Below are 24,809 nucleotides of genomic sequence, written 5' to 3' on the forward strand. Positions count from 1 at the left end.
GCCGCGTCCCCCGCCCCGGTTCAGACCGCCGATCCCTTTGGCCTCGAGACCACGCTCGAGCCGAAGAAGGTCGTGATGGTCAAGGGCACCGCCAATTGGGACTCCGCCTTCGACACGCTGATCGACGCCTTCAAGGCGCTGAACACGCTGCTCGACAAGCAGGGCATCAAGCCATCGGGCAATTCGATGATCGTCTACACCTCGACGGACGATACCGGCTTCACCTTTCTTGCCCAGATCCCGGTCGATCAGGACCCGAAGAACCTGTCCAAGGACATGAGCATCGGCAAATCGCCTGAAGGCAAGGCGCTGAAATTCGTCCATCGCGGCTCCTACGACAACATGGACAATACGTATGAGGCGATCACCAATCATCTCGACGACAAGAGGCTGGAAGCCAAGGACACCTTCATCGAGGAGTACCTCACCGATCCCCTAAAGACGTCCGAGGACAAGCTCGTGATCAATGTTTTCGTGCCACTGAAGTGAGACTGATGAAAAAGCCTGCCCTACTTGCCGCCGTCCTCGCCACCACGCTGCTCGCCGCGCCCGCGCGCGCCGAGGATTTTCCCTCCGCGATCTCGGTGAGCGGCGAAGCCTCCGTATCCGCGGCGCCCGATCTCGCGCAAATCGATGCAGGCGTCGCCAACGACGCCAAGACGGCGAAAGAGGCCTCCGATGCCAACAATGCCGCGATGGGCAAGGTGCTGCTGGCGCTGAAGGGCGCCGGGATCGCCGAGAAGGACTACCAGACCTCGCGGCTGTCGCTGCAGCCGCAATACGGCCAGAACAAATCCACCGGCGCCTCGCCGGTGGTCGGCTTCCGCGCCAGCAACCGCGTCACCGTCAAGATCCGCGACGTGACCAAGGTGGCCGGCATCATCGACACGCTGGTCAGCGCCGGCGCCAACGACATCGGCAATATCTCGTTCGAGGTGACGCAGGCGTCAAAGCTGCTCGATGATGCGCGCGAGCAGGCCGTTGCCGATGCGCGGCGCAAGGCGGAGATTTACGCGAAGGCTGCCGGTGTGACGCTGGGCGCGCCGCTCAGCGTCACCGAGGGCGGCGGCCCGGTGCCGCTGTTCAAGGGCCGCATGGCCGAACGGATGGCCGCAGCCCCGCAGGCCGCAGTTGCGCCGGGCGAAGAGACGCTGACGGTGACGGTGAATGTGAGCTGGGCGATCAAGCCGGGGCAGTAGCCGCTTTCGTAAGAGGCGCATCGCCGCAACACCAATGGGCCGGCGACCCGATCATACGTCCGGCGGCAGGGGATGGCATTGTTGCCCGATCAATCATTCACGCTGATATCAGTAAAAAGAAACCCCGTCGGCGTCTTGGTAAAGACGAAGATGAGCTCGCCGCAAAAGACGAAGTAACTGTCGTTCTTATAGTCATCGCGATCGTAGACGGCCTTGCCGCGCTGGATACACGCGCGATTTTTCGCCGTGAACGAGGTCCGATAGGTCTTGGCGCCAAATTGCGCGGCGTCGCGAATTGCGTTGTCGTTCATGAACGGCAACCGTGTCATACCGGCGACGGCGGCGGAATCGTTTGCCTTCAGCGCCGCGCGAAACTTCTCGATGAAGCCATCGAATTCCTTCTGCAAGGCAGGAGAAGCGACGGCGTTCCTCGCCTGGGCGGCGGCCGGAGCAAGGTTCACGAGAGCGGTTGCAAGCACAATTCTCAGCAAAAATCCCACAGCCGGCTCCATCCATCGATTAATAAAGGTCTTCCGACCAAAAGAAATCCATGGTGCTTTGTTGCGTCATGGGCTTTCTGGTTCAACGGCGCAGAACCGCACGCACCTGCCGCAATGGGAGCAAAGCGGACATTGCTTTCGTCGCATCAAGCCGCCGGGTTTATGGATACACGACCTAAATCTCCACCACCTGCCCCGGCAGCATCGCCACGAATCTTTCCTGCGGAATCTTCGCGGCATCCAGCGCCTCGACCAGCGCTGTCGCCGGCGCGTCGATCGCTTCGTCCGTCAGCTGGAACGTGCCGTGGTGATGCCCGAGCGCGGCTTCCGCGCCGCAATCGGCCAGCGCCTTCACCGCATCTTCGGGGTTCATGTGCTGGTCGCGCATGAACCAGCGCGGCTCGTAGGCGCCGATCGGGAGGATCGCCAGGCGCAGCTTGCCGTGCTTCTCGGCGACGCGGCGGAAATGGCGGCCATCGCCGTAGCCGGAATCGCAGACCACGTAGATCTTCCCGGCCGGCGTCTCCAGGACAAAGCTCGCCCACAGCGCCTTGTTGCGGTCGAACAGGCCGCGCGCGGTCCAGTGCCTTGTCGGCACCAGATGCACCGCGACGCCTTCGCCGAGTTCGACGCGATCATGCCAGTCGAACGCCTCCACCTTGATGCCGGGATCCCAGCTGCGCATGGTGACGTCGTTGCCGAGCGGGGTGACGACGCGCGGGGCGAAATTCTTGGTGAGCCGCGACAGCGTCGCGATGTCGAGATGGTCGTAATGGCCGTGCGAGACCAGCACGACGTCGATCTTCGGCAGCTTCTCGAACGCGATGCCGGGGTCGTTGTGCCGCTTCGGCCCGGCGAAGGCGACCGGCGAGACCCGCTCCGACCAGACCGGATCGACCAGGATGTTGAGGCCGCCGGCCTGGATCAGCCAGCTGGCATGACCGACGAAGGAGAGCCGCACCTTGTCGCCGTCAACGCGCGCCGGCGGGGTGTCGGCATGGGGACTGGGCGCCCAATCCGGCCAAGTCGCCCGCTGCCGCTTGCCGCCGAGCTGCCAGCGCAGCACCTCGCGCAGCGATTTCGGCGGCGCCCCGTCCGGATCGAAGAAGGTCAGGCCGTCGAAATGATCGGAGGCGGGGCCGTCATAGGTTTTCATGCTGGACATCCAGAGGGAGGGGATGCCGACCAGCGCACCGGTTCCGGCGAATAGTCCGAAAAGGCGGCGGCGGGTGATCGGCACGGCGGGCTTCTAGGGATGGTTGGAGGGGTAAGACATCACCGCCTATATGGGCGGGGCTGGCGGAAAAGGAACCTGCGACAAAAGGATCACGTTTTCAGAACCTTGCCTTACCAAGGGCGGGCCGACACCCTAACTTTCCTTGACTTTTGAGCGGGAGCGGCGTTTAACCCGGCCACTTTCTCGGAAAGGCTTTCTTTTCGACCCGCCGACCGGCCTTGAGGCCGGAGGTCAACGCCCGACAGCGCTGTGCGCCCTCGGGCGCAAAGGTGTTTGGAAGATGCTTATCCAGGAAGGTGTCATCGCCCGACTTGATCGGGCGATCCAGTATCCCAGAGGCGGCTCGGCTTGAACTGAGGTGCTGCGGCGTACTGGATGCCCCGCCTTCGCGGGGCATGACAGCGGTGAGTTACGGAGCGCTCTTCCCATCGGGAAGACAGCAACAGGACAACGGCATTGTTCGACAATCTGTCGGAACGGCTTGGTGGCATTCTCGATCGTCTGACGGGGCGCGGTGCGCTGACCGAAAAGGACGTCGACGCCGCGATGCGCGAGGTGCGCCGCGCGCTGCTGGAGGCCGACGTCGCGCTGGAAGTCGTGCGCAGCTTCACCGAGCGCGTGCGCGAACAGGCGATCGGCGCCACAGTCGTCAAGTCGGTCACCCCCGGCCAGATGGTGGTGAAGATCGTCCATGACGAGCTGGTCAACACGCTGGGCGCCGAAGGCCAGACCATCGACGTCAATTCCGTGCCGCCGGTGCCGATCATGATGGTGGGCCTGCAGGGCTCCGGTAAGACCACCACCACCGCCAAGCTCGCCCGCCGCCTGGTCCAGCGCGACAAGCGCAAGGTCTTGATGGCCTCGCTCGACGTCTACCGTCCGGCGGCGATGGAGCAGCTGGCCGTGCTCGGCCGCGACCTCGACATTCCCACTTTGCCGATCGTTGCCGGCCAGCAGCCGCCGCAGATCGCCAAACGCGCGCTGGAAGCCGGCAAGCTCGGCGGCTACGACATCGTGCTGCTCGACACCGCCGGCCGCACCACGCTCGACGAAGAGATGATGGCAGAGGCGGCCGCGATCAAAGCCGCGGCCAATCCGCATGAAGTGCTGCTGGTTGCGGATTCGCTCACCGGCCAGGACGCCGTGAACCTGGCGCGCTCGTTCGATCAGCGCGTCGGCCTCACCGGTATCGTGCTCACACGCGTTGACGGCGACGGCCGCGGCGGCGCCGCGCTGTCGATGCGCGCCGTCACCGGCAAGCCGATCAAGCTGATCGGCACCGGCGAAAAGACCGACGCGCTAGAAGACTTCCACCCGGATCGTATCGCCGGCCGCATCCTCGGCATGGGCGACGTGGTGTCGCTGGTCGAGCGCGCCGCCGCCAATATCGACGCCGAGAAGGCCGCACGCACCGCCGAGCGCATGCGCAAGGGTCAGTTCGACCTCAACGACATGCGCGAGCAGCTGCTGCAGATGGCCAACATGGGCGGCATCAGCGGGCTGATGGGCATGATGCCCGGCATCTCCAAGATGAAGAACCAGATCGCGGCCGCCGGCATCGACGACAAGATCCTGAAGCGTCAGGTCGCAATCATCGATTCCATGACGCGCGAGGAGCGGCGTCATCCGGACCTCTTGAAGGCCAGCCGCAAGAAGCGCATCGCGGCCGGCAGCGGCCAGAGCGTCGAGCACGTCAACAAGCTGCTGAAGATGCACCGGAACATGGCCGACGTGATGAAGGCCATGGGATCGGGCAAGCGCGGCCCGCTCGCCGGCATCGCGCAGGCGATGGGCTTCGGCGGCGGCATGAAGATGCCCTCGCCCGAAGAGATGAAGGCGCTGCAGGAGAAGATGCAAGGCGCGGGCGGCGGACAAGGCCTGCCGAATCTGCCGAAGGATCTGCCGCCTGGTCTTCGCTCGGGCCTACCGAATTTGCCGGGACTTACGGGTCTCAGCGGCAAGCCGACCCTTCCGGGTCTGGGCGGCTTTCCCGGCAAGAAGAAATGAGGAATTCGTCGCACGGGATCATCAGCATCTCGCGCGGCGCGGAAATACCAATCAACCGAACAAAACGTACTTTGCAAACCACACTTTCAAGGAGAACTGAATGTCCGTCGTTATCCGCCTCGCCCGTGCAGGCACCAAGAAGCGTCCCGTCTATCACGTCGTCGTCGCCGATTCGCGTTTTCCGCGCGATGGCCGCTTCATCGAGCGTCTCGGCCATTTCAATCCGCTGCTGCCGAAGGACAACGAGACCCGCCTCAAGCTCGACATGGACAAGGTGAAGGCCTGGCTCGCCAAGGGCGCGCAGCCGTCGGACCGCGTCGCGCGTTTCCTCGATGCCGCCGGCGTCAAGAAGCGCGAAGCGCGCAACAACCCTGAGAAGGCCGTGCCGCGCAAGGAGCGCAAGGCGCAGGCCGAAGCCGCCGCCAAGGCGTAAGGCCGGATCATGTCGGCGCTGGTCTGCGTCGCGCGGATCGGCGCCGCGCATGGTGTGCGCGGTGCGGTCAAGCTGTGGACCTTCACCGAGGATCCCTTCGCCGTCCGCCGCTACGGTCCGCTGTCGACCAAGGACGGCAGGCGCCAGTTCGAAATCGCGCAGGTGCGCGAGGCCAAAGATCATCTGGTCGCGACATTCAAGGGTGTCGCGACCCGCGATGAGGCCGAGCGCCTCAACGGCATCGAGCTCTATGTCCCGCGCGAAAAACTGCCCGCGACGGACGAGGACGAATATTACCACACCGATCTGATCGGGCTTGCCGCGATCACAACTGATGGCGATGCGCTCGGTCGCGTGCTCGCGATCCATAATTTCGGCGCCGGCGACATCATCGAGATCGCGCCGCCCAAGGGCCCGACGATGCTGCTGCCGTTCTCCAACGCGGTGGTGCCGGAAGTCGACCTCAAAGGCGGCCGCGTCGTGATCGCGTTGCCGCAGGAGATCGAGGGGGAGGATCGTGACGAAGCTTCTTCCGCGAGTCGTCCCGGCGAAGGCCGGGACCCATAACCACAGGCCGGAATTTTTCGCTAAGCTGATCGCTCCAGCCATCGCAAAACGGGCTGCGGTGGTTATGGGTCCCGGGCTCGCGCTTCGCGCGCCGGGACGACGAGACTAGGATGCAATGACCAATCCCTCACCCTGGCGCGCGACCGTGCTGACGCTGTTTCCGGAGATGTTTCCGGGGCCGCTCGGCGTGAGCCTCGCCGGCCGGGCGCTCGCGTCCGGGCTCTGGCAGATCGAGGCGCGCGACATCCGGGCCTCCGCGACCGACCGCCACCGCAGCGTCGACGACACCCCGGCCGGCGGCGGGCCGGGCATGGTGCTGCGGGCAGATGTACTGGCCGCCGCGATCGATGCCGCCGAGATCGGGCAAGACCCGTCAAAAGCGCGTCCCCGCCTGCTCATGAGCCCCCGGGGTCGGCCATTGACCCAGGCCCGGGTGGTCGAGCTCGCCGAAGGCCCCGGCCCCCTGATCGTCTGCGGGCGCTTCGAGGGGATCGACCAGCGGGTGATCGACGCGCGCGGCCTGGAGGAGGTCTCGATCGGCGATTACGTGCTGTCCGGGGGCGAAATCGCAGCTTTAGCCCTGATCGACGCCTGCGTCCGGCTGCTGCCGGGGGTGATGGGCAAGGAAGCCTCCGGAACCGAGGAAAGCTTTTCGGACGGCCTGCTGGAGTACCCCCAATACACCCGCCCGCAGCTGTTCGAGGGGGTTCCGATCCCTGCTGTCCTCACCTCCGGCGACCACGCCAAGGTGGCCGCCTGGCGGCGGGCCAAATCCGAGGCCCTGACGGCCGCCCGGCGCCCGGATTTGTGGGAAAAGGCCGCGAATCGGGGGAGCGGCCAAAAAACGCCAAAAACCAAGACAGACGGGTGACAAACGCTCCGGCTTGCCTTATAGGAGCGGCCAAATCCGCAATGGCTGGATAGACGAATTTTGCGCAGCCCCCCGTTTCCAGGGCTGGGCGCGCCGATGGAGATTTACCCATGAACCTGATCAAGCAGCTCGAGCAGGAGCAATTCGACAAGCTGTCGGCCGGCAAGGACATCCCGGAATTCGCCCCCGGCGACACCGTGATCGTCAACGTGAAGGTCGTCGAAGGCGACCGCACCCGCGTGCAGGCCTATGAGGGCGTCTGCATCGGCCGTTCCGGCGGTGGCCTCAACGAGAGCTTCACCGTGCGCAAGATCTCCTATGGCGAGGGCGTCGAGCGCGTGTTCCCGCTGCTCTCCCCGATGATCGACTCGATCAAGGTGGTGCGCCGCGGCAAGGTGCGTCGCGCCAAGCTCTATTATCTCCGCAATCTTCGCGGCAAGTCGGCCCGCATCGTCGAGAAGCAGGACCGCGCTGCTGCCGTCGGCGAGTAAGCTTTCGCCACCAGGCAGGTCTTTCGAAAGCGCGGGGCTCGGCTCCGCGCTTTTTTGTTGCGTCAGCCGTGCGCGTCAAAGCACTCGCGCTTCCAATTCGGCCTGCTATATATTCCTAGAATGTTTCCAGATCTAACCAGCTTCGCCCGCATCCAGCGCATCGTCATCGACGATCGCTCGCGGCTGCCTGGCCGGTTCTTCGGACGCTTCGCGACCTCGGCAACGTCAGAGCTTAGCCGCGCAGCCTGAAGGCTGCGCTGACGATTTTGTTGCCCGCGCGCTCTGCCGCGCTCATCGCTGACACATTCTTTGGAGCTCGAGCTCATGTCCAAGCCGACCACCCTGTACGACAAGATCTGGAACGACCATCTGGTGCACGAAGCCGAGGACGGCACCTGCCTGCTCTACATCGACCGCCATCTGGTGCACGAGGTGACCTCGCCGCAGGCGTTCGAAGGCCTGCGCGCCACGGGGCGCAAGGTCCATGCGCCCGAGAAGACGCTCGCCGTCGTCGACCACAACGTGCCGACCACCGACCGCACCAAGCCGAATCCCGACCCTGAAAGCATCGAGCAGATCAAGGCGCTGGCCGAAAACGCCAAGGAGTTCGGCATCGAATATTACAACGAGTTCGACAAGCGTCAGGGCATCGTCCACGTCATCGGCCCCGAGCAGGGCTTTACGCTGCCCGGCACCACCATCGTCTGCGGTGACAGCCACACCTCGACGCATGGCGCGTTCGGCGCGCTCGCGCACGGCATCGGCACCAGCGAGGTCGAGCACGTGCTGGCGACGCAGACGCTGATCCAGAAGAAGGCCAAGAACATGCGCGTCACCGTCGACGGCAAATTGCCGGATGGCGTGACGGGCAAGGACATCATCCTGGCCATCATCGGCGAGATCGGCACCGCGGGCGGCACCGGCTACGTGCTGGAATATGCCGGCGAAGCGATCCGTGCGCTCTCGATGGAAGGCCGCATGACGGTCTGCAACATGTCGATCGAAGGCGGCGCGCGCGCTGGCCTGGTCGCGCCCGACCAGAAGGCGTTCGACTTCCTGCGTGATCGTCCGAAGGCTCCGAAGGGCGCGGCCTGGGACGCGGCGATGCGCTACTGGGAGAAGTTGCGCTCCGATGACGGCGCGCATTTCGACCACGAGCTGCGCCTCGATGCCGCAAAGCTGCCGCCGATCGTGACTTGGGGCACCTCGCCTGAAGACGTGATTTCTGTCACCGGTATCGTGCCCGATCCTGATAAGATCGCGGACGAGGCCAAGCGCATCTCCAAGCATCGCGCGCTGAAATATATGGGCCTGACGGCGGGCACGAAGATCACCGACATCAAGCTCGACCGCGTCTTCATCGGCTCCTGCACCAACGGCCGCATCGAGGACCTGCGGGCCGCGGCGAAGATCGCCGAAGGCAAGACCGTGTCGGCGAACGTCAATGCCATGGTCGTGCCGGGCTCCGGCATTGTGAAGGAGCAAGCCGAAGCCGAGGGTCTCGACAAGATCTTCATCAAGGCCGGCTTCGAATGGCGCGAGCCGGGCTGCTCGATGTGCCTTGCCATGAACCCGGACAAGCTGAAGCCGGAAGAGCGCTGCGCCTCGACCTCGAACCGCAATTTCGAAGGCCGCCAGGGTTTTAAGGGCCGCACCCATCTGGTGTCGCCGGCGATGGCGGCAGCGGCGGCGATCGCGGGCCACTTCGTCGACGTCAGGGACTGGCGCTAAGCTGGTCCCTGCAATCTGATGCGGTGGAAAGCTTCGTCGTGGAAGCTGAAGGATTGGCTCTAACCAGTCTCTCCGTCATGCCCGGGCTCGTCCCGGGCATCCACGAACTCTCTGCACAAGCCCCAAGAACGTGGATGGCCGGGACATAGGCGAGCGGAAGCGACGCCGTCCTTCGGACGGCTATGCCCGGCCATGACGAATGCAGAGCCAGCAATTCACGCACGTCACCAATAGCGGTACGGATAGTGCCACCGCGGCCAGTGGCAGACGCGGCGCGGGCCGTAATAGGTCCAGATGATCCGGCAGCGGCGCGGATAAGAGTAGGAAGGATAGTAGCCGCCGACATAATAGGGCCGGTAGAAGTGACGATGCCGGAAATGGGGGCGGTGATGGCCCCAGTGCCGGTGGACCCCGCCATATCCGCCGTGGCGAAAGCCGCCATGGCGATGGATGCCGACATGTCTGTGGTGAAAGGCCGGCGCGGCGCGGAAGCCACCGCCGTGGAAACCGCGGCCGATATGCCCGCCGCCGCCGCGAAAACCGCCGCCGTGAAAATGCCCGCCGCCATGTCCGCCGTGCCCGCCACGGCGAACCTGCGTGACGAGATCGTCGGTCGCGGCCTTCGTCATCGGCGACGTCGCCGGATTGATCAAGGTGAGCGCTTCAGCGCGGCGCACGCTGCCGGCCGACAGCATCAGCGTCGCAGCGGCCGCAAGCCCGAGCAAGCGCACCGAGCCGACCCGGCGGCCCAACATCCTCAGCATGGAATCCTCCCTGAATCCGGACGGCAGAGCTGCGACGTCTCCGCCGCGCCATTGCCGTTCAATTGCGGTCGCTCCCGGGATCAAGTTGCGGACAGCGATGTGAACGCGCCATGAATGAACAAGGCGCGGCGCCGCGATGCGACCCCATGCCTCGCGTGATCGCAAAGCCGGACGCCAAAGCGGCGCCTTACCAGAAGGGGCCGTAGGTGAACACAAACGGTGCCGGCACGCCGTAGGGATAGGGACGATAGTAGACAGGCCGCGCGTAATAGCGCGGATCGCGGCGTATGGCAGGCCGTGCGATGTCATAGGTTCGCGCGTGTCGTCGCACATCGAAAACCGCGATTCCCGCCGATGCCTCCGGGACCGTCGCCCTTGGCGCGGCGGACGCGCGAGGCAGCCCAGTGGCCAGCGCGACGGCAAAGGCCCATGCGATCCATCTCGCCATCACACCCTCACGAGGTCGCCGCGAAGTCAGCCCCGACGCCAGTAGCAGCTCACGCGCGGCACGATCACCGTGCCGCTCGGCCGGTACTCCTGCACATAGGTGGCGTTGCAGACCCGGACCGCGTCGGGGCCGGGATTGTAGCGGGGATAGACGCCGTCCGGGCTGTAATAGGGCGTGATGCGCAGGCGCGGCCGCTTGCGCGGCGGGGGGACATCGTCCGGCGAGACCAGTTGGGCCATCCGGATTTCGGAACTGGCGGCCTGCGCCTCGGCGCCGACGCAAAATTGCGAAAACAACCCCATGCACAGTAGAGTCAGCGCTGTTTTCGTTCGCATTTTTCCGCCCACCCTGAACCGTCCCGTTGACGACCCACGCTCCCCGTTTTGGCGGCGCCCGTCAACCTCGCCGCGCTTATAAAGCCAGATGCATCAGCGGGAAACCCGCGCTAAGAGGTGCTCATGTGGACGGAATTGAAAGCCCCTTCGCTGGCCGAAATGGAAGCGATGGCTCACGACGTGTTCGAGCGCCTGCCGGCGGAATTTCGCAAGCTTTGCGAGGGCGTGATCGTCCGCGTCGAGGACTTCCCGACCGAGGAGGTCCTGGACGAGATGGAATGCGAGAGCGAGTTCGACCTGCTCGGCCTGTTCCAGGGCGTCGGCCTGCCCCAGCAGAGCTTTGGCGACGTGGCACGGCTGCCCAACATGGTCTGGCTCTACCGCCGCCCGATCCTGGATTATTGGGCCGAGCACGACGAAAGCCTCGGCCACATCGTCCGCCATGTCCTGATCCACGAGATCGGCCACCATTTTGGTCTGTCGGACGACGATATGGCCGCGATCGAGGCTAAGGCGGAGTAGGACGCTCTCGGTCCACCTCTCCCCCACCGGGGAGAGGTGAAATTCCGATGCCGCGCCAGTTCGGCTTCAAACCCCCTACGGCAGATTAGATCTGCCGAATTCGGCCTAGGATTTCCGGCCCGATCGCGATAAATAGCCGGTTCCCTGAACCACGTGCGGGAAAGCGCAACCATGGACAAGTTCACCACGCTGGAAGGCGTCGCGGCGCCGCTGAAGATCATCAATGTCGACACCGACATGATCATTCCGAAGCAGTACCTCAAGACCATCAAGCGCACCGGCCTTGGCAAGGGGCTCTTCTCCGAGCAGCGCTACAAGGACGACGGCAGCGAGAATCCGGACTTCGTGCTCAACCAGCCCGCCTATCGCAACGCGAAGGTGCTGGTCGCCGGCGACAATTTCGGCTGCGGCTCGAGCCGCGAGCACGCGCCCTGGGCGCTGCTCGACTTCGGCATCCGCTGCGTGATCTCGACCTCGTTCGGCGACATCTTCTACAACAATTGCTTCAAGAACGGCATTCTGCCGATCCGCGTGTCGCAGGAAGACCTCGACAAGCTGTTCGACGACGCCGAGCGCGGCGCCAATGCGACGCTGACGATCGACCTGCCGAATCAGGAGATCCGCGGCCCCGACGGCGGCAAGGTCAAGTTCGAGATCGACCCGTTCCGCAAGCACTGCCTGATCAACGGCCTCGACGACATCGGCCTCACCATGGAGAAGAAGGCCTCGATCGACTCCTACGAGGACAAGCTCAAGCGCGAGCGCGCCTGGGCCTGATCGCAAGTTTTTGTTGAGCCCCGGTGCCGCAAGCGCCGGGGCTTTTTCTTTGTTCTGATTATCCCTTATGACTTCCCGCATGCTGCCCGAGATCGTCACCTTCTGGCATGGCCCGATGGATGCGCTGCGCCAGACCTGTCTGCGCTCGCAATTGGCTGCCGGGCACAAGGTCACGGTCTACAGCTTCGACACTATTCCCGGATTGCCGGCCGGCGTCGCGAATGCCGAGGCCGAGGCGATCCTGCCGCATGCGTTCTCCGAACGCCTGCGCCCGCCGCAGCCGGACGGCAGCTGGCGCGACTGGACCATTCTGCAGTTCAGCGACTTCTTCCGCATGAAGCTGATGGCGAAGGGCCTCGGCCTCTGGCTGGATGCCGACGTGCTGCTGTTGAGGCCGGTCGAGATCGATCCGGCCAAACCGTACTTCGCCTGGGAGCGGCCGCGCCAGCTCGGCAATTCCGTGCTCTATCTGCCGCCCGCGCACGGCATCGTTGCCGCCTTCGCGGAGCTGATGGAGCAGGAGGAGCTGACGCCGAACTGGCTGTCGCTGCGCCATCGCATCACCTTCATGATGCGCCGTTTGCGCGGCGGCTCGAACCGGCTCTCGGATGTTCGCGTCGCGATCTACGGGCCCGCGGCACTCACCGCGCTCGCGCGCCGCACCGGCGAGCTGCAGAACGCATTGCCGAAGCAATCGTTCTATGCCGTGCATGCCGAGCCAAAGCTGTTCTTCGATCCCTCGAGCTATCTTGGCCTGGTCACCGACCCCGCCATCATCGGCCTGCACATCTCGCCGAAGGGACGCGGCGGCGAGAAGCCGATTCCCGGCAGCCTGTATGCGTGGGCGGCGGAGAGATTCAGGTAGCTGCGGCGCAGGAGGTGCGCTCCCTCTCCCGCTTGCGGGAGAGGGTCGGGGAGAGGGTATCTCCGCAATGGGACAATCCCCCAGAGGAAAGAGCCCTCACCCGCGCCTTCGGCGCGACCTCTCCCGCAAGCGGGAGAGGTCGGCAACCCCGCTCTTTCCTGTTTGATCCAGCGCAACGCGCTTCTGCATCATTGTGCTTATCTCGCTCCAATTCCGACCGTCCGAATGGAGCTTTCCATGAGCACCGCAACCAGGCCCTACCCCATCGTCCAGGATCTCATCGAGTCCTTCGCGAACTGGGTGAAGCACCGCCGCGAGATCAACGAAATGCGGCAGCTCGACCGCGCCGATTTCGACCGGATCGCCAATGATCTCAGGATCGCGCCGGACGATCTGGAGGAGCTGGTCCGTCATGGCCGGCACGCCGCCGACGAGCTGCCGAAGATGCTCGAACAGCTCGGCATCAGCAGTGAGGCGCTCGGCCGCGCGCAGCCGCTGCTGCTCCGCGACCTCGAGCGGGTCTGCTCGCTCTGCAATCACAAGGGACAGTGCGACCGCGATCTCACTGAGGGCACCGCCGCGGAGAATTACCACGGCTATTGCGCCAACGCCTCGACCCTGGAGACGCTCGAGCGTGCCGACCTCGTGCCGCGGTGAGGCATTGCGCTACTCGATCCATTTCGGCGCGTAAGCCATCCCCTGGCTTTGCGCCGTATCGTGATTGATCCAGATTTCGGCGTTCTCGACGCGTAGCAGCTCGACCACCTTGGCCATCGACGCAACCGTCGCCTGCGGGTCGGCATTGAACGACGGCACGCGCATGTGCCGGAGGTTCTCCCGGTTGTGCGCGACGTCACCGCTCAGCAGCACGGCGCCGCGCCGCGGCAGCTTCACCAGCAGCGAGCAATGCCCGGGAGTATGGCCGGGCGTGAAGATCATGCGCACCGCGCCGTCGCCAAATATGTCGTGGTCGCCATCGACAATCTCGAAAGGCCGCTCCTGCAACGCCTCGTAGTGCGGCAGTGAGTAGCCGAACTCGTCGGGGTCAGGTCCGAACATGGCTTCGAACTCGGCCCGTTGAGCGATCCATCTTGCGTTTTCGAACAGGTCGACATTTCCGATATGATCGAAATGCGCGTGAGAGAGGAGGATCGTGCCGATATCGCGGGGCCGCACCCCGATTTCATCCAATTGGTCCGCGATGGGACGACGCACGATGCCGCGTATGCCGTGTGCGATGATGCGCCCTTCCGGATACTTCGCCAGCTCATCTGCTATTCCCGTATCCCAGATCAGCCACTCGCCGCGGTGACGAATGAGATAGGCATTGCAGCTCAATGTCATGGGAATGCCGACATTGATGCCGGGAGAATAGATCGAACCGTCTTCGACCTCAGCAATGCCTCCGTCGAGGATGTAGATCCTGTCGATCGTCGCCATGTGAGAACTCTTCAAGCCGCCGATTCGACGCGCCGCTTCGCCTCGCGCATGTCGCGCCCAGGCGGCATGCCGAACAATCGGCAATATTCCCGCGTGAACTGCGTGACGCTTTCGTAGCCGACCCGATGAGAGGCGGTCGCGATGCTCGCGCCATCGGCCAGCATGGTGCGGCGCGCCTCGATCAGGCGCAGCTGCTTCTGGAACTGAAGCGGGGTCAGCGAGGTGATGCTGCGAAAGTGCAGGTGAAAGGCCGAGTGGCTCATCCCCGCGGCCTTGGCGAGCCGGTCGACACGCAAAGGCTTGGCATAGTCGGCGCGAATGATCGCAACCGCACGGCCGATCCGCTGCGCATGGCTGTCGGCCATACCGAGCGCCCTGATGGCACCCCCGTGCCGACCGGCCAATAGCCAATAATGCAGCTCCCGCAGCACTTGGCTCTGGAGGATCGAGGCGGATGAGGGCCGATCGATCAGGCGCAACAACCGCAGCGCCGCATCGCTCACATCCCGCTCCGTCGGCTCGACCCGAAGCGGCTGCGACGGAACATAAGGCGCGGCCCCCATCTCGACGACCAGCCCCTCGATGACGATGGGATCGAGCTCGACGACGAGCGACAAATAGGGCACCGCGGCTGTGGCGCGCGTGATCTGGCTGACCGTCGGCACGTCGCTCGAGATCACCAGCGAATCGCCCGCACCCAGGTCGAACGACGTGGCGCCGACCGCAACACGCTTGGCACCTTGCAGCACCAAAGCGACCAGGGGCTTGGCGATCGCAAATTGGAGCGCGCTCGGCGCGGTCTCACGAATGATCGAGATGCCTGCGAAAGGCGTGCACGCAAGGCCTTTGCCGTCGGCGTGAGCTGCGGCGTAACGGCTGGCGATCTGGAGCAGCGTTTCGGTCACGGGCCCAATCTAGGCCGCGCCAAGCATGCCGGCAATTGCCGAGGGGCGATCGGGCAAGAAGACGGGAGTTTCAGGCAAGGCTGCCGCCGGCCGCATTCCTGGAGGATTGGGCAAGACGATCGGAGCATCCGGCAACATCGGATGCTCGATCACAGGCAGAAAGGCCCCACCGAAACTTCACGAGGAAGCCTCAAATGCCCACCATTTCGCTCGTCACCGGCGCCAGCCGGGGCCTTGGCCGCAATACCGCAATCGCCATCGCGCGTCACGGCGGCGACGTCATCGTGACCTATCGCAGCGGCGCCGCCGCCGCCCGCGAGGTCGTCACCGAGATCGAGGCGCTCGGCCGAAAAGCGGTCGCGCTCCAGCTCGACGTCAACTCCGTATCGACCTTTCCGGCGTTCGCCGCAAAAGTCGCGTCGGCGCTGGCGGAGCATTGGCACGCCGACAAGTTCGATCATCTCGTCAACAATGCCGGCCAGGGCGAAATGGCCGCCATAGCCGAGACGACGGAGCAGCAGTTCGACGCGCTCTTCGACACCCATGTCAAAGGGCCGTTCTTTCTGACGCAGGCCTTGCTGCCGCTGCTTGGCGACAATGGCCGGATCGTCAACTTCTCGAGCGGGCTGACGCGCGTGTCTTTCCCCGGCTTCTCGGCCTATGCCGCCGCCAAGGGCGCCATCGAGGTTCTGACCGTCTACATGGCAAAAGAATTCGGCGAACGCGGCATCACCGCCAACGTCGTAGCGCCGGGCGCGATCGAGACCGACTTCCTCGGCGGCGCCGTCCGCGACATGCCGGATTTGAACAAGCAGTTCGCGCAAATGACCGCGCTTGGCCGCGTCGGTGTGCCCGACGACATCGGGCCGATGGTCGCGAGCCTGCTCGGTCCGGAGAATCGCTGGGTTACGGCCCAGCGCATCGAGGTGTCCGGCGGCCAGACGATCTGAGTGCGGCGGCATTGGCGCACTCCGTCGCGAGGCGACGGAGTGTGCGAGCCCTCAGCCCTTCCGCATCACCGCGATCGCATCCGCGATTTCGTCACCGCTACCGTCACCGAGAAAGACCCGACCATCTGCCGGACCGCTGATGGCAGCGTACAGCAGAGCTTTCGCTTGTGCGCATCGTCGGATGGCAACGGGCGTAAATAGTATGACTGTTTGCGCGGCGAGGATGCGGGGAAAGCTCACCGCAAATATCCGTGCTTGATCTCGATTATTAGCTCTGTTTGGATCGCTACCGTTCCGCAATTCGCATTTCGGATAATCATGGCGAATGAAACAGATGATTCCCGTCGTTCGTTGGGTGCTCGTTCAACAGAGGACACCGTGACTGCCCACCGCAAGGGCATCGGGAATCGGCTATTGGCGGCGCTGCCGCCGGCGGATCTCGCTTTGCTGACGCCCCACTTCCAGAAGGTCTCGTTCGAACCCGATGCCGTCCTGGTGCGATCGGGCGACGAACTCGACCCCGTCTATTTTCCCCATAGCGGCGCGATCGCCTTCATGCTCGATATGCCGGACGGGCAAACGGTCGCGACCAGCTTGATGGGACGCGAAGGCGCTTTGGCCTCGTTCTCCGTGCTCGGCCCCTCGCCTTCATCCGTGACCGCGATTGCCCGCACAGCCGGCACTGCATCGGTGATTTCCGCCGCCAAATTTCGCGCTGCCCATGCGCAAAGCGCAGCGATCAGGAATGTCGTGCAGGTCCACGCCCGCGCCGTGTTGCTGCAGCTCCAGCATGTCGCCGCTTGCAACGCGCTGCACCGGGTGGATGGCCGCATGGCGCGGTGGCTCCTGCAGCTTCACGACCGCGTTCCAGAGGACCTGCTTCCGGTGACGCAGGAGGCGCTGGCGCAACTGGTTGGGGTCCGGCGGACGACGGTGACTTTGACGATGAGCAAGCTACGCGAGGCCGGCGCCATCCCGTCCGAGCGGCGCGGGTTTGTCGAGATCCATCGGTCGCGGCTCGAGAGGATCGCATGCGATTGCTATGCGCTCATGCAGCGCACGATCGATCGAATGTATTGCCAGGAATTGGCGGCGCCGCAGCCTGCCGATGCGCGGTTCCGGCAAAGCGCCATCGCCGCCTCCCACGGAGCAGGCGGTGAATTCAAAGCCGTTTCGCGGGCGGGACGATAGAGTGCAAAACCTGCGGCGCGTGGAGAAGTGGATCTCGCGCCTCAGCCCTTCCCCATCGCAGCGATCGCGTCCGCAATCGCGATCGTGCGCCGGGCCATGTCGGCGTGCAGGCGTTCCACCATCGCACCATCCAGGCGGATCGCGCCGCGCGAGGCGTTCTCCGGCAGTTCGAACGCCGCGATGATTTTTCGCGCGCGGGCGACTTCCTCCTCCGGCGGGGTGAAGATGGCGTTGCAAGCGTCGATCTGGGAGGGGTGGATCAGCGTCTTGCCGTCGAAGCCGAGGTCGCGGCCTTGCGCGCATTCGGTGGCGAAACCGTCGGAATTTGCGATGTCGCTGTAGGGGCCGTCGAGGATCTCGAGGCCGTGCGCGCGGCTCGCCAGGATGCAATGGGTGATCATCGGGATCATCGCGGCACGGCCCGGCAGCATCCGGATCCGCGTCTCGCGCGAGATGTCGTTCGGGCCGAACACGAAGCCCGAGAGACGGCGCGAAGGATCGCGGCCGGCGGCGGCCAGTTCCTCGGCATGCAGCACGGCGCGCGCGGTCTCGATCATGGCCCAGACTTTGACGGTCGGCGCGGCGCCGAGCTCGGCCAGCTTGCGGCCGATGGCGTCGAGATCCTCGACGCTTGAAACTTTTGGAACCAGGATGCCGTCCGGCGAGGCCTTGGCGGCCATGGCGGCGTCATCTGGCCACCAGGGCGTATCGAGGCCGTTGGTCCGGATCAGGACCTCGCGCCTGCCAAAACCCTTGGCGGCGATCGCCGCCGCAATGCCGTCGCGCGCCGCCGCCTTGGCCTCCGGGGCGACGGAATCCTCGAGATCGAGGATCAGGCCGTCGGCGGCGAGATTGCGCGCCTTTTCCAGCGCGCGCGGGTTGGAGCCGGGCATGAACAGATGGCTGCGGCGCGGGCGGGTCATGCTGGCGTTCCTTCCTGGTCTGTCGTCCCCCAGCCGATAGCATTTGGCCTGCCCATTCGAAAGGCTTGTCGGCCTTGGCGGTATGTGATTAGGCATGGGCCATGACGACATTCCCGACGCATTTGCTGGAAGGCTACAAGGCCTTCGCCACCCAGCGGCTGCCGACCGAGCAGAACCGGTACCGTGAGCTCTCTGTCAAAGGGCAGTCGCCTGAGACCATGGTGATCGGCTGCTGCGACTCCCGGGTCTCCCCCGAGGTGATCTTCGACGCGGGACCAGGCGAGCTCTTCGTCGTCCGCAACATCGCCAATCTGGTGCCAACTTATCAGCCTGACGAAGGCGCGCACGGCGTCTCGGCAGCGCTGGAGTTTGCGGTGACAGTGCTGAAGGTGAAGCACATCGTGGTGCTCGGCCACGCCCAATGCGGCGGCATCCGTGCCTTCATCGACAAGATCGAGCCGCTCACGCCCGGCGACTTCATCGGCCGCTGGATGCAGATGTTCATCAAGCCGGGCGAGGTCGTGGAGCAGCGCGAGCACGAGACCATGGCGCAATTCGTCGAGCGCATCGAGAAGGCCGCCGTGTTCCGCAGCCTGGAAAACCTGATGACCTTCCCGTTCGTCCGCAAGGCCGTGGAGAGCGGCCGGATGCAGACCCACGGCGCCTATTTCGGCGTGGCGGAGGGATCGCTGTTCGTGCTGGACAAGGCGACCAAGGAATTCAGGAACGCACGCGAGGGATAATCCTGCTCACCCTGCGAAATGCGGGGCTATCGCATATGATTTGTGGCAGCGGCCTGCGCGCACGCCTCGTCCTTCGAGAGGGCGCTTACGCGCCTCCTCAGGATGAGGCTAATCAGCGTCAGTGCTCCTTGAAACTGTTGCCGCGCACTCCGCCCTCATCCTGAGGATCCCGCCCCAGCGGGCGTCTCGATGGATGGCCGCAGGGAAAAACTCTCAAAGCGATAGCCCTCCTTGCGCAATAGGGCATATCGGAAGTGCAAATCCTGCCTGACGAATGGCGGACAGGCGCCTGGTTCGCTAGAGTGTTCTCCATTCGCCACTCGCCATTTGCTCCATCATGCTGATCCTTGCCATCGATACTGCGCTCGAAGCCTGCGCGGCCGCCGTTCTCGACACCGAGGCCGGCGAGCTCCTCGCACGGGAATCGCAGCTGATGAAGCGCGGCCATGCCGAGGCGCTGATGCCGATGATCGCGCGCGTGATGCAATCGGCCGGCCTCGCCTTCACCTCGCTCGACCGCATCGCCGTCACCGTCGGGCCCGGCAGCTTCACCGGCCTGCGCGTCGGCATCTCGGCGGCGCGGGGCCTTGCGCTGGCGGCAAAACGGCCGGCGGTCGGGCTGACGACGCTGTCGGCCTATGCCGCTGGGGTCGTCGCCAAGAGCGGAACGGCGCCGGTGATCTCTGCGATCGATGCGCGGCACGATCACGTCTATTTCCAGATCGTCGCCGGCGACGGCAGCCAGCTGGTGCGGCCGGCTGTCGCCTCCATCGACGCGGCGATCGCGGCCTCGCAATTCGGTGCGCCGCATCTGGTCGGCAATGCCGCCGGGATCCTCGCAGGTCGCTGGCCGAAGGACGGACCGCAACCAATTGCGGTCGACGCGCAGCCCGCGCCCGACATCAGCTGGGTCGCCTGGCTCGGCGCGGCGGCCAATCCCGACACCAATCCGGCGCGGCCGTTCTATCTGAAAGCGCCCGACGCCAAGCCGGCGGCATCGACGCCGCTCGCAGCACAAGCCGCGACCTCATGATGGGATGGCTGTCGGAGTGGTGGCGCGGCGGCACCGCCGCCGTCGAGCCCGCGACCATGCGCGATGCCGCGCGCCTCGCGCAGCTGCACGGCGCCTCCTTCGCGCACGGCTGGGGCGAAGGCGAGTTCGAGAGCATGATGAGCGAGCGCAACACGCTGGTGCATCGCTTGCGGCTCGGCCGCAAGACGATCGGCTTTGCGGTGTCGCGGATCGGCGCGGACGAAGCGGAGATTCTCTCGATCGCGGTGGACGGGGCTTATCGCGGCCGCGGCCTCTCCCGCACGCTGCTGATGACCCATCTCGGCCACCTCGCCGGGCGCGGCGTACGCACCATATTTCTGGAAGTGGAGGAGAACAACCAGCCGGCGCGGCGGCTTTACGATCGAGCCGGATTCGTGGTGGTCGGACGCCGCGATCGCTACTATAAGCAGCCCAACGGGGAACAATTGAACGCCCTTCTGATGCGGCGTGACTTGTCGTAACATCGGCGGCAGAAAGCGCCCGCCCAGGCAGACAACGCTATGACCACACTGAAACATTCTTCTGCGTCCAAGACATCCGAGATCGAGGCGCGCTGCGCCGCAACGGGCATGCGCATGACCGAGCAGCGCCGCGTCATCGCCCGCGTGCTGGCCGAAGCGATCGATCATCCCGATGTCGAGGAACTGTACCGGCGCTGCGTTGCGGTCGACGACAAGATCTCGATCTCGACGGTCTATCGCACCGTGAAGTTGTTCGAGGACGCCGGCATCATCGAACGCCACGATTTCCGCGAGGGCCGCGCGCGCTACGAGCAGATGCGCGACAGCCATCACGACCACCTGATCAACCTGCGCGACGGCAAGGTGATCGAGTTCACCTCGGAGGAGATCGAGAAACTGCAGGCGGAGATCGCCCGCAAGCTCGGCTATCGCCTGGTCGACCACCGGCTCGAGCTCTATTGCGTCCCGCTCGACGACGACAAGCCGACGAATTGAGTTTAGTGCCCATCGATCTCATCATCTTCGATTGCGACGGCGTGCTCGTGGACAGCGAGGTGATCTCCTGCCGGGCGCATGCGGACGTGCTGACGCGCCACGGCTATCCGATCACGTCGGAGCAGGTGTTCGCGCGCTTCCTCGGCCGCTCGACAAAGCAGGCCAATCTCGAGATCGAGACCGAGCTCGGCCGCAAGCTGCCCGAGGCCTATCACGGCGATCTCCAAGACGAGCTGTTTCGCGCATTCGAAGCCGACCTCGAAGCGATCCGCGGCATCCACGACGTGCTGGATGTCGTCACGCAAGCCGTCTGTGTTGCTTCCAGCGGCTCGCATCAGCGCATGCGCGTGAGCCTCGGGAGCACCGGGCTGTACGAACGCCTCGCGCCAAACATCTTCTCGGCCTCGCAGGTGACGAACGGCAAGCCGGCGCCGGACCTGTTCCTGTTCGCGGCGAGCCAAATGGGCGTGCCGCCCGAGCGCTGCGTCGTGATCGAGGACAGCCTGGCCGGCATCGCCGGCGCCCGCGCCGCCGGCATGACGGTTTTCGGCTTTTACGGGGGCAGCCATTGCCGCGACGGCTATGCCGAAACTCTGCGCCTGGCCGGCGCCGACCTGCTCTTTGCCGACATGCATCAGCTGCCCGAGCTGGTCCGGCGGGTCGCGGCGGACGCTCTGGCGGGCTGATGTTGCCCCGAACCGTCATTCCGGGGCACGCGCGACGCGCGTGAACCCGGAATCTCGCAGTAAAACCTCTGGATTCCGGGTTCGCGCCGGCGCGCGCCCCGGAATGACGGGCGGAAATGGCTCCATTCGCTGGATTTTCCGCCCTCCAGCCTATATCTGAGGGCCGTCCTCCACCGCCATTTCGGGTTCCATGACGCCGCCGCGCAAGCTGCACATCAAATCATATGGCTGCCAGATGAACGTCTACGATGCCCAGCGCATGGTGGACACGCTGGCCCCGGAAGGATTCGTGGAGACGGCGAGCGCGGAGGAGGCCGACCTCGTCATCCTTAACACCTGCCATATCCGCGAGAAGGCCTCGGAGAAGGTCTATTCCGAGCTCGGCCGGCTACGCGTCGCCAAGGACGAGGCCGCGCGTGCAGGCCGCGCGATGCAGATCGCGGTGGCGGGCTGCGTGGCGCAGGCCGAGGGCGAGGAGATCGTGCGGCGCGCGCCTGTCGTCGACGTCGTGGTGGGCCCGCAGAGCTATCATCATCTGCCGGAGCTGTTGAAGCGCGCCGAGGACGAAGGCCGCGCGATCGAGACCGAATTTCCCGCCGCCGACAAGTTCGGCTTCCTGGCCCAGCCGAAGCCGGACGCGATCCGCGCGCGCGGCATTTCCGCCTTCGTCACGGTGCAGGAAGGCTGCGACAAGTTCTGCACCTTCTGCGTCGTGCCCTATACGCGCGGCGCCGAAGTCTCGCGCCCCGTGGCGAAGATCGTCGAGGACGTGAAGCGGCTCGCTGACAACGGCGTGCGCGAGCTCACGCTGATCGGGCAGAACGTCAACGCCTATCACGGCGAGGGGCCGGACGGAAAAACCTGGCCGCTCGGCCGGCTGCTCGAACATCTGGCGACGATTCCCGGCATCGCGCGGCTGCGCTATTCGACCAGCCACCCCCGCGATGTCGACGACAGCCTGATCGCGGCCCATCGCGCTCTCGGTGCCCTGATGCCGTTCGTGCACCTGCCGGTGCAGTCGGGCTCGGACCGCATTTTGGCGGCCATGAACCGCAAACATACCGCCGATGATTACCGGCGGGTCATCGACCGTTTTCGTACCGCACGCCAAGACATTGCTTTTTCATCGGATTTCATCGTCGGCTTCCCCGGCGAGAGCGAGCAAGATTTTCTCGCCACCCTCGCGCTTGTCACGCAAATCGGCTACGCTGCGGCCTATTCGTTCAAATACTCCGCCCGGCCGGGAACGCCGGCCGCGGACATGCAGGAGACGGTGTCCCCCGCCGAGATGGACCAGCGATTGGAGCGGCTCCAGGAACTGATCGACAGCCAGCAATCGGCCTTCAACAAGGCCGCGATTGGCTCAACGGTCGACGTGCTGTTCGAGCGTCCGGCGCGCAAGGAGGGCCAGATCGTGGGCCGCACCGCCTACCTCCAGCCCGCCCACGTAATGGCCGCGCCCGACATCATCGGACAGATCCTGCCTGTCAGAATCGACAGCCTCGAGCGCTACAGTTTTCTCGGCGAGCTCGTGATGCCGCGCAAGGCGCGCGAGCCCGCTTTATCGCAAGCCAGTGGAGCCTGAACCCTTGCCCAAAAGCGCATCGGATTCGTCTTCGTTCGCTCCCAGCCGCAAATTTGACCGCGACATGCAAGTTCCGCCCGAGACCCAGGTCGTCATCGACTTCGACGACAACCGCGCCGCTTCCGCGCTGGTCGGCCCCTACGGCCAGCACCTGGCGCAGATCGAGCGGCGGCTCGGCGTCATCGTCGATTCCAAGGGCAACCACATCACGATCGGCGGCACCCGCGACGGCTGCGACGCTGCGCGCCGCGTGCTGGAGATGCTCTACGCGCAGGCCGCGAAGGGGCACGATCTCGACCAGGGCGAGGTCGAGGGCGCGATCCGCGCCGTGATCGCGCAGGGCTCGCTGTTCGAGTTCGACGCCAAATCGGCCAAATCGACCTTCGACAGCATCAACTTGCGCAAGCGTCCGGTGCGGGCACGCACGGCGGCGCAGGATTCCTACATCCGCGCGCTGAAGCGGCACGAACTGGTGTTCGGCATCGGCCCCGCCGGCACCGGCAAGACCTGGCTCGCCGTCGCGCATGCCGCGCAGCTGTTCGAGCGCAAGGAGGTCGACAAGATCATCCTGTCGCGCCCGGCGGTGGAAGCCGGCGAGCGGCTCGGCTTTCTGCCCGGCGATCTCCGCGAGAAGGTCGATCCTTATCTGCGGCCGATCTATGATGCGCTCTACGACCTCATGGATGCGCGCATCGTCGAGCGCGCGCTGCAGACCGGCGAGATCGAGATCGCGCCGCTCGCCTTCATGCGCGGCCGCACCCTGACCAACGCCGCCATCATCCTGGACGAGGCCCAGAACACCACGTCGATGCAGATGAAGATGTTCCTGACGCGTCTCGGCGAGAACAGCCGCATGATCGTGACGGGCGATCCCTCCCAGATCGACCTGCCGAACGGCCAGACCTCGGGCCTGGCCGAGGCGACCCGCCTCCTGAGCGGCGTCGAGGGCATCGCCCAGGTTCATTTCAAGGCGGAGGACGTGATCCGCCACGAGCTCGTGGCGCGGATCGTCGCCGCCTATGAAGGGCCGCCGCAGCGGCCGGCCACCGGTCAATCCTGACGAGGCAGCACCGGACCAAAGAGGGTGCGAGCACCGCGCCCTTCGTCCGAGACAACACAATGTCCCATTCCAACCTTCCCATGACCGAGGTCCTCGTCGTCGCCGATTGCTGGCAGCGCGAGCCCGATTCCGAAGCCGTGATCCAGCGCGCACTGGCGGCGGCCGCGGAGAGCGTCGACGAAGATGTTGCCGACGCCGAAGTGGCCGTGATGCTGACCGATGATGCCGGCATCCGCACGCTCAACAGCAACTGGCGCGGCATCGACAAGCCGACCAACGTGCTGTCGTTCCCGGCGCTGCAGCCGGAGGGCGCGTGGAAGCCGGGCGATGCTCCGCGCATGCTCGGCGATATCGCGATCGCCTACGAGACCATGCGGCGCGAGGCGGACGAGGAGCACAAGCCGTTCGACCATCATCTGAGCCACCTCGCCGTGCACGGCTTCCTGCACCTGATCGGCTACGACCACGAGAACGAGGGCGACGCCGAGGAGATGGAAGCGCTCGAAACCGAGATCCTCGCCCATCTCGGCATCCCCGATCCGTATGCCGACCGCCCGGGGACGCACTGA

General features: G+C 65.0%; 30 protein-coding genes. 22 read left to right on the forward strand and 8 right to left on the reverse strand.

Translation table 11 applies throughout. The features are described from left to right. Both I6F36_RS19910 and I6F36_RS19915 read left to right on the forward strand, forming a co-directional pair. A partial coding sequence (locus I6F36_RS19910) for a GyrI-like domain-containing protein (RefSeq protein ID WP_225171995.1) occupies positions 1–489 on the forward strand: 489 nt, incomplete at its 5' end. A gap of 5 nt (positions 490–494) precedes the next feature. Next, a complete protein-coding gene (locus I6F36_RS19915) occupies positions 495–1,199 on the forward strand; it encodes an SIMPL domain-containing protein (protein ID WP_036024562.1) in 705 nt (234 codons plus the stop codon). A gap of 89 nt (positions 1,200–1,288) precedes the next feature. Here I6F36_RS19915 and I6F36_RS19920 read toward each other — a convergent pair whose 3' ends face one another. Both I6F36_RS19920 and I6F36_RS19925 read right to left on the reverse strand, forming a co-directional pair. After that, positions 1,289–1,699 (reverse strand): hypothetical protein, encoded by a 411-nt coding sequence (locus I6F36_RS19920; protein ID WP_225113772.1) that lies wholly within the window; start codon positions 1,697–1,699, stop codon positions 1,289–1,291. A 175-nt stretch (positions 1,700–1,874) separates the two neighbouring features. Beyond that, a complete protein-coding gene (locus tag I6F36_RS19925) occupies positions 1,875–2,939 on the reverse strand; it encodes an MBL fold metallo-hydrolase (RefSeq protein WP_225171996.1) in 1,065 nt (354 codons plus the stop codon). 453 nt (positions 2,940–3,392) lie between these two features. Here I6F36_RS19925 and ffh point away from each other — a divergent pair, with 453 nt between their 5' ends. The 6 genes from ffh to leuC all read left to right on the forward strand — a co-directional run bounded on the left by ffh (position 3,393) and on the right by leuC (position 9,036). Continuing rightward, positions 3,393–4,943, forward strand: coding sequence for a signal recognition particle protein (gene ffh, locus I6F36_RS19930; protein ID WP_036024559.1), 1,551 nt, complete (start codon positions 3,393–3,395; stop codon positions 4,941–4,943). Positions 4,944–5,043: 100 nt separating this feature from the next. Next, positions 5,044–5,376, forward strand: a complete 333-nt coding sequence (gene rpsP / locus I6F36_RS19935; protein ID WP_025032875.1) for a 30S ribosomal protein S16 — start codon at positions 5,044–5,046, stop codon at positions 5,374–5,376. Between the two features lie 9 nt (positions 5,377–5,385). Continuing rightward, entirely contained in the window at positions 5,386–5,943 is a 558-nt protein-coding gene (gene rimM, locus I6F36_RS19940; protein ID WP_036024556.1) for a ribosome maturation factor RimM, read from the forward strand. Positions 5,944–6,058: 115 nt separating this feature from the next. Beyond that, a complete protein-coding gene (gene trmD / locus I6F36_RS19945; protein ID WP_225171997.1) occupies positions 6,059–6,814 on the forward strand; it encodes a tRNA (guanosine(37)-N1)-methyltransferase TrmD in 756 nt (251 codons plus the stop codon). Positions 6,815–6,924: 110 nt separating this feature from the next. Then, entirely contained in the window at positions 6,925–7,305 is a 381-nt protein-coding gene (rplS, locus tag I6F36_RS19950) for a 50S ribosomal protein L19 (protein WP_036008895.1), read from the forward strand. Between the two features lie 324 nt (positions 7,306–7,629). After that, the gene (gene leuC, locus I6F36_RS19955) at positions 7,630–9,036 is read left to right on the forward strand and encodes a 3-isopropylmalate dehydratase large subunit (protein ID WP_036024581.1); all 1,407 of its coding nucleotides are present in this window, start codon (positions 7,630–7,632) and stop codon (positions 9,034–9,036) included. A gap of 224 nt (positions 9,037–9,260) precedes the next feature. On the opposite strand, the gene I6F36_RS19960 is transcribed toward leuC, so the two are convergent. The 3 genes from I6F36_RS19960 to I6F36_RS19970 all read right to left on the reverse strand — a co-directional run bounded on the left by I6F36_RS19960 (position 9,261) and on the right by I6F36_RS19970 (position 10,550). Next, a complete protein-coding gene (locus I6F36_RS19960; protein WP_036040773.1) occupies positions 9,261–9,800 on the reverse strand; it encodes a hypothetical protein in 540 nt (179 codons plus the stop codon). Between the two features lie 187 nt (positions 9,801–9,987). Beyond that, positions 9,988–10,248, reverse strand: a complete 261-nt coding sequence (locus I6F36_RS19965) for a hypothetical protein (RefSeq protein ID WP_036008904.1) — start codon at positions 10,246–10,248, stop codon at positions 9,988–9,990. Between the two features lie 26 nt (positions 10,249–10,274). Beyond that, entirely contained in the window at positions 10,275–10,550 is a 276-nt protein-coding gene (locus I6F36_RS19970) for a hypothetical protein (protein WP_036008907.1), read from the reverse strand. A 156-nt stretch (positions 10,551–10,706) separates the two neighbouring features. On the opposite strand from I6F36_RS19970, the gene I6F36_RS19975 reads away from it, so the two are divergent. From I6F36_RS19975 to I6F36_RS19990, 4 genes are all read left to right on the forward strand, one after another. Next, positions 10,707–11,105, forward strand: coding sequence for a metallopeptidase family protein (locus I6F36_RS19975; protein WP_225171998.1), 399 nt, complete (start codon positions 10,707–10,709; stop codon positions 11,103–11,105). A 171-nt stretch (positions 11,106–11,276) separates the two neighbouring features. Beyond that, positions 11,277–11,882, forward strand: a complete 606-nt coding sequence (gene leuD, locus I6F36_RS19980; protein ID WP_027573022.1) for a 3-isopropylmalate dehydratase small subunit — start codon at positions 11,277–11,279, stop codon at positions 11,880–11,882. 79 nt (positions 11,883–11,961) lie between these two features. After that, positions 11,962–12,747, forward strand: coding sequence for a hypothetical protein (locus tag I6F36_RS19985; RefSeq protein ID WP_036024535.1), 786 nt, complete (start codon positions 11,962–11,964; stop codon positions 12,745–12,747). Positions 12,748–12,984: 237 nt separating this feature from the next. Then, on the forward strand, positions 12,985–13,404 hold the full coding sequence (locus tag I6F36_RS19990; RefSeq protein WP_036008979.1) for a hypothetical protein: 420 nt from the start codon (positions 12,985–12,987) through the stop codon (positions 13,402–13,404). Between the two features lie 9 nt (positions 13,405–13,413). Here I6F36_RS19990 and I6F36_RS19995 read toward each other — a convergent pair whose 3' ends face one another. Then, a complete protein-coding gene (locus tag I6F36_RS19995) occupies positions 13,414–14,187 on the reverse strand; it encodes an N-acyl homoserine lactonase family protein (RefSeq protein WP_225128090.1) in 774 nt (257 codons plus the stop codon). An 11-nt stretch (positions 14,188–14,198) separates the two neighbouring features. Further along, positions 14,199–15,092, reverse strand: coding sequence for an AraC family transcriptional regulator (locus I6F36_RS20000; protein WP_225128089.1), 894 nt, complete (start codon positions 15,090–15,092; stop codon positions 14,199–14,201). A 194-nt stretch (positions 15,093–15,286) separates the two neighbouring features. Between I6F36_RS20000 and I6F36_RS20005 the strand changes: the two genes are divergently transcribed. Both I6F36_RS20005 and I6F36_RS20010 read left to right on the forward strand, forming a co-directional pair. Further along, positions 15,287–16,042 carry an SDR family NAD(P)-dependent oxidoreductase gene (locus I6F36_RS20005; RefSeq protein ID WP_225171999.1) on the forward strand — a complete coding sequence of 252 codons (756 nt, stop codon included), beginning with the start codon at positions 15,287–15,289 and terminating at the stop codon, positions 16,040–16,042. Between the two features lie 378 nt (positions 16,043–16,420). Next, complete coding sequence (locus I6F36_RS20010; protein ID WP_036024531.1) at positions 16,421–17,233, forward strand: Crp/Fnr family transcriptional regulator; 813 nt, start codon at positions 16,421–16,423, stop codon at positions 17,231–17,233. Between the two features lie 41 nt (positions 17,234–17,274). Here the strand turns inward: I6F36_RS20010 and I6F36_RS20015 are convergent, their stop codons facing one another. After that, positions 17,275–18,156 carry a CoA ester lyase gene (locus I6F36_RS20015; RefSeq protein ID WP_036008938.1) on the reverse strand — a complete coding sequence of 294 codons (882 nt, stop codon included), beginning with the start codon at positions 18,154–18,156 and terminating at the stop codon, positions 17,275–17,277. A 101-nt stretch (positions 18,157–18,257) separates the two neighbouring features. Here I6F36_RS20015 and I6F36_RS20020 point away from each other — a divergent pair, with 101 nt between their 5' ends. The 8 genes from I6F36_RS20020 (at position 18,258) to ybeY (ending at position 24,809) form a co-directional block, all read left to right on the forward strand. After that, positions 18,258–18,899 carry a carbonic anhydrase gene (locus I6F36_RS20020; protein WP_036008941.1) on the forward strand — a complete coding sequence of 214 codons (642 nt, stop codon included), beginning with the start codon at positions 18,258–18,260 and terminating at the stop codon, positions 18,897–18,899. Between the two features lie 337 nt (positions 18,900–19,236). Continuing rightward, positions 19,237–19,932, forward strand: a complete 696-nt coding sequence (gene tsaB / locus I6F36_RS20025; RefSeq protein WP_225172000.1) for a tRNA (adenosine(37)-N6)-threonylcarbamoyltransferase complex dimerization subunit type 1 TsaB — start codon at positions 19,237–19,239, stop codon at positions 19,930–19,932. Then, the gene (gene rimI / locus I6F36_RS20030) at positions 19,929–20,414 is read left to right on the forward strand and encodes a ribosomal protein S18-alanine N-acetyltransferase (RefSeq protein WP_036008947.1); all 486 of its coding nucleotides are present in this window, start codon (positions 19,929–19,931) and stop codon (positions 20,412–20,414) included. Before tsaB ends, rimI begins: the two co-directional genes overlap by 4 nt. Before the next feature lie 39 nt (positions 20,415–20,453). Continuing rightward, complete coding sequence (locus I6F36_RS20035) at positions 20,454–20,909, forward strand: Fur family transcriptional regulator (RefSeq protein WP_036008950.1); 456 nt, start codon at positions 20,454–20,456, stop codon at positions 20,907–20,909. Positions 20,910–20,914: 5 nt separating this feature from the next. Then, positions 20,915–21,595 (forward strand): HAD family hydrolase, encoded by a 681-nt coding sequence (locus tag I6F36_RS20040; RefSeq protein WP_225128083.1) that lies wholly within the window; start codon positions 20,915–20,917, stop codon positions 21,593–21,595. A gap of 190 nt (positions 21,596–21,785) precedes the next feature. Next, positions 21,786–23,180, forward strand: coding sequence for a tRNA (N6-isopentenyl adenosine(37)-C2)-methylthiotransferase MiaB (miaB, locus tag I6F36_RS20045; RefSeq protein ID WP_225172001.1), 1,395 nt, complete (start codon positions 21,786–21,788; stop codon positions 23,178–23,180). A gap of 64 nt (positions 23,181–23,244) precedes the next feature. Next, positions 23,245–24,240, forward strand: a complete 996-nt coding sequence (locus tag I6F36_RS20050) for a PhoH family protein (RefSeq protein WP_036008958.1) — start codon at positions 23,245–23,247, stop codon at positions 24,238–24,240. Positions 24,241–24,299: 59 nt separating this feature from the next. Then, positions 24,300–24,809, forward strand: coding sequence for an rRNA maturation RNase YbeY (gene ybeY / locus I6F36_RS20055; protein WP_036008983.1), 510 nt, complete (start codon positions 24,300–24,302; stop codon positions 24,807–24,809).

The sequence above is a fragment of the Bradyrhizobium sp. BRP19 genome, from assembly GCF_020194195.1.
In the GTDB taxonomy this organism is placed as follows: domain Bacteria; phylum Pseudomonadota; class Alphaproteobacteria; order Rhizobiales; family Xanthobacteraceae; genus Bradyrhizobium; species Bradyrhizobium yuanmingense.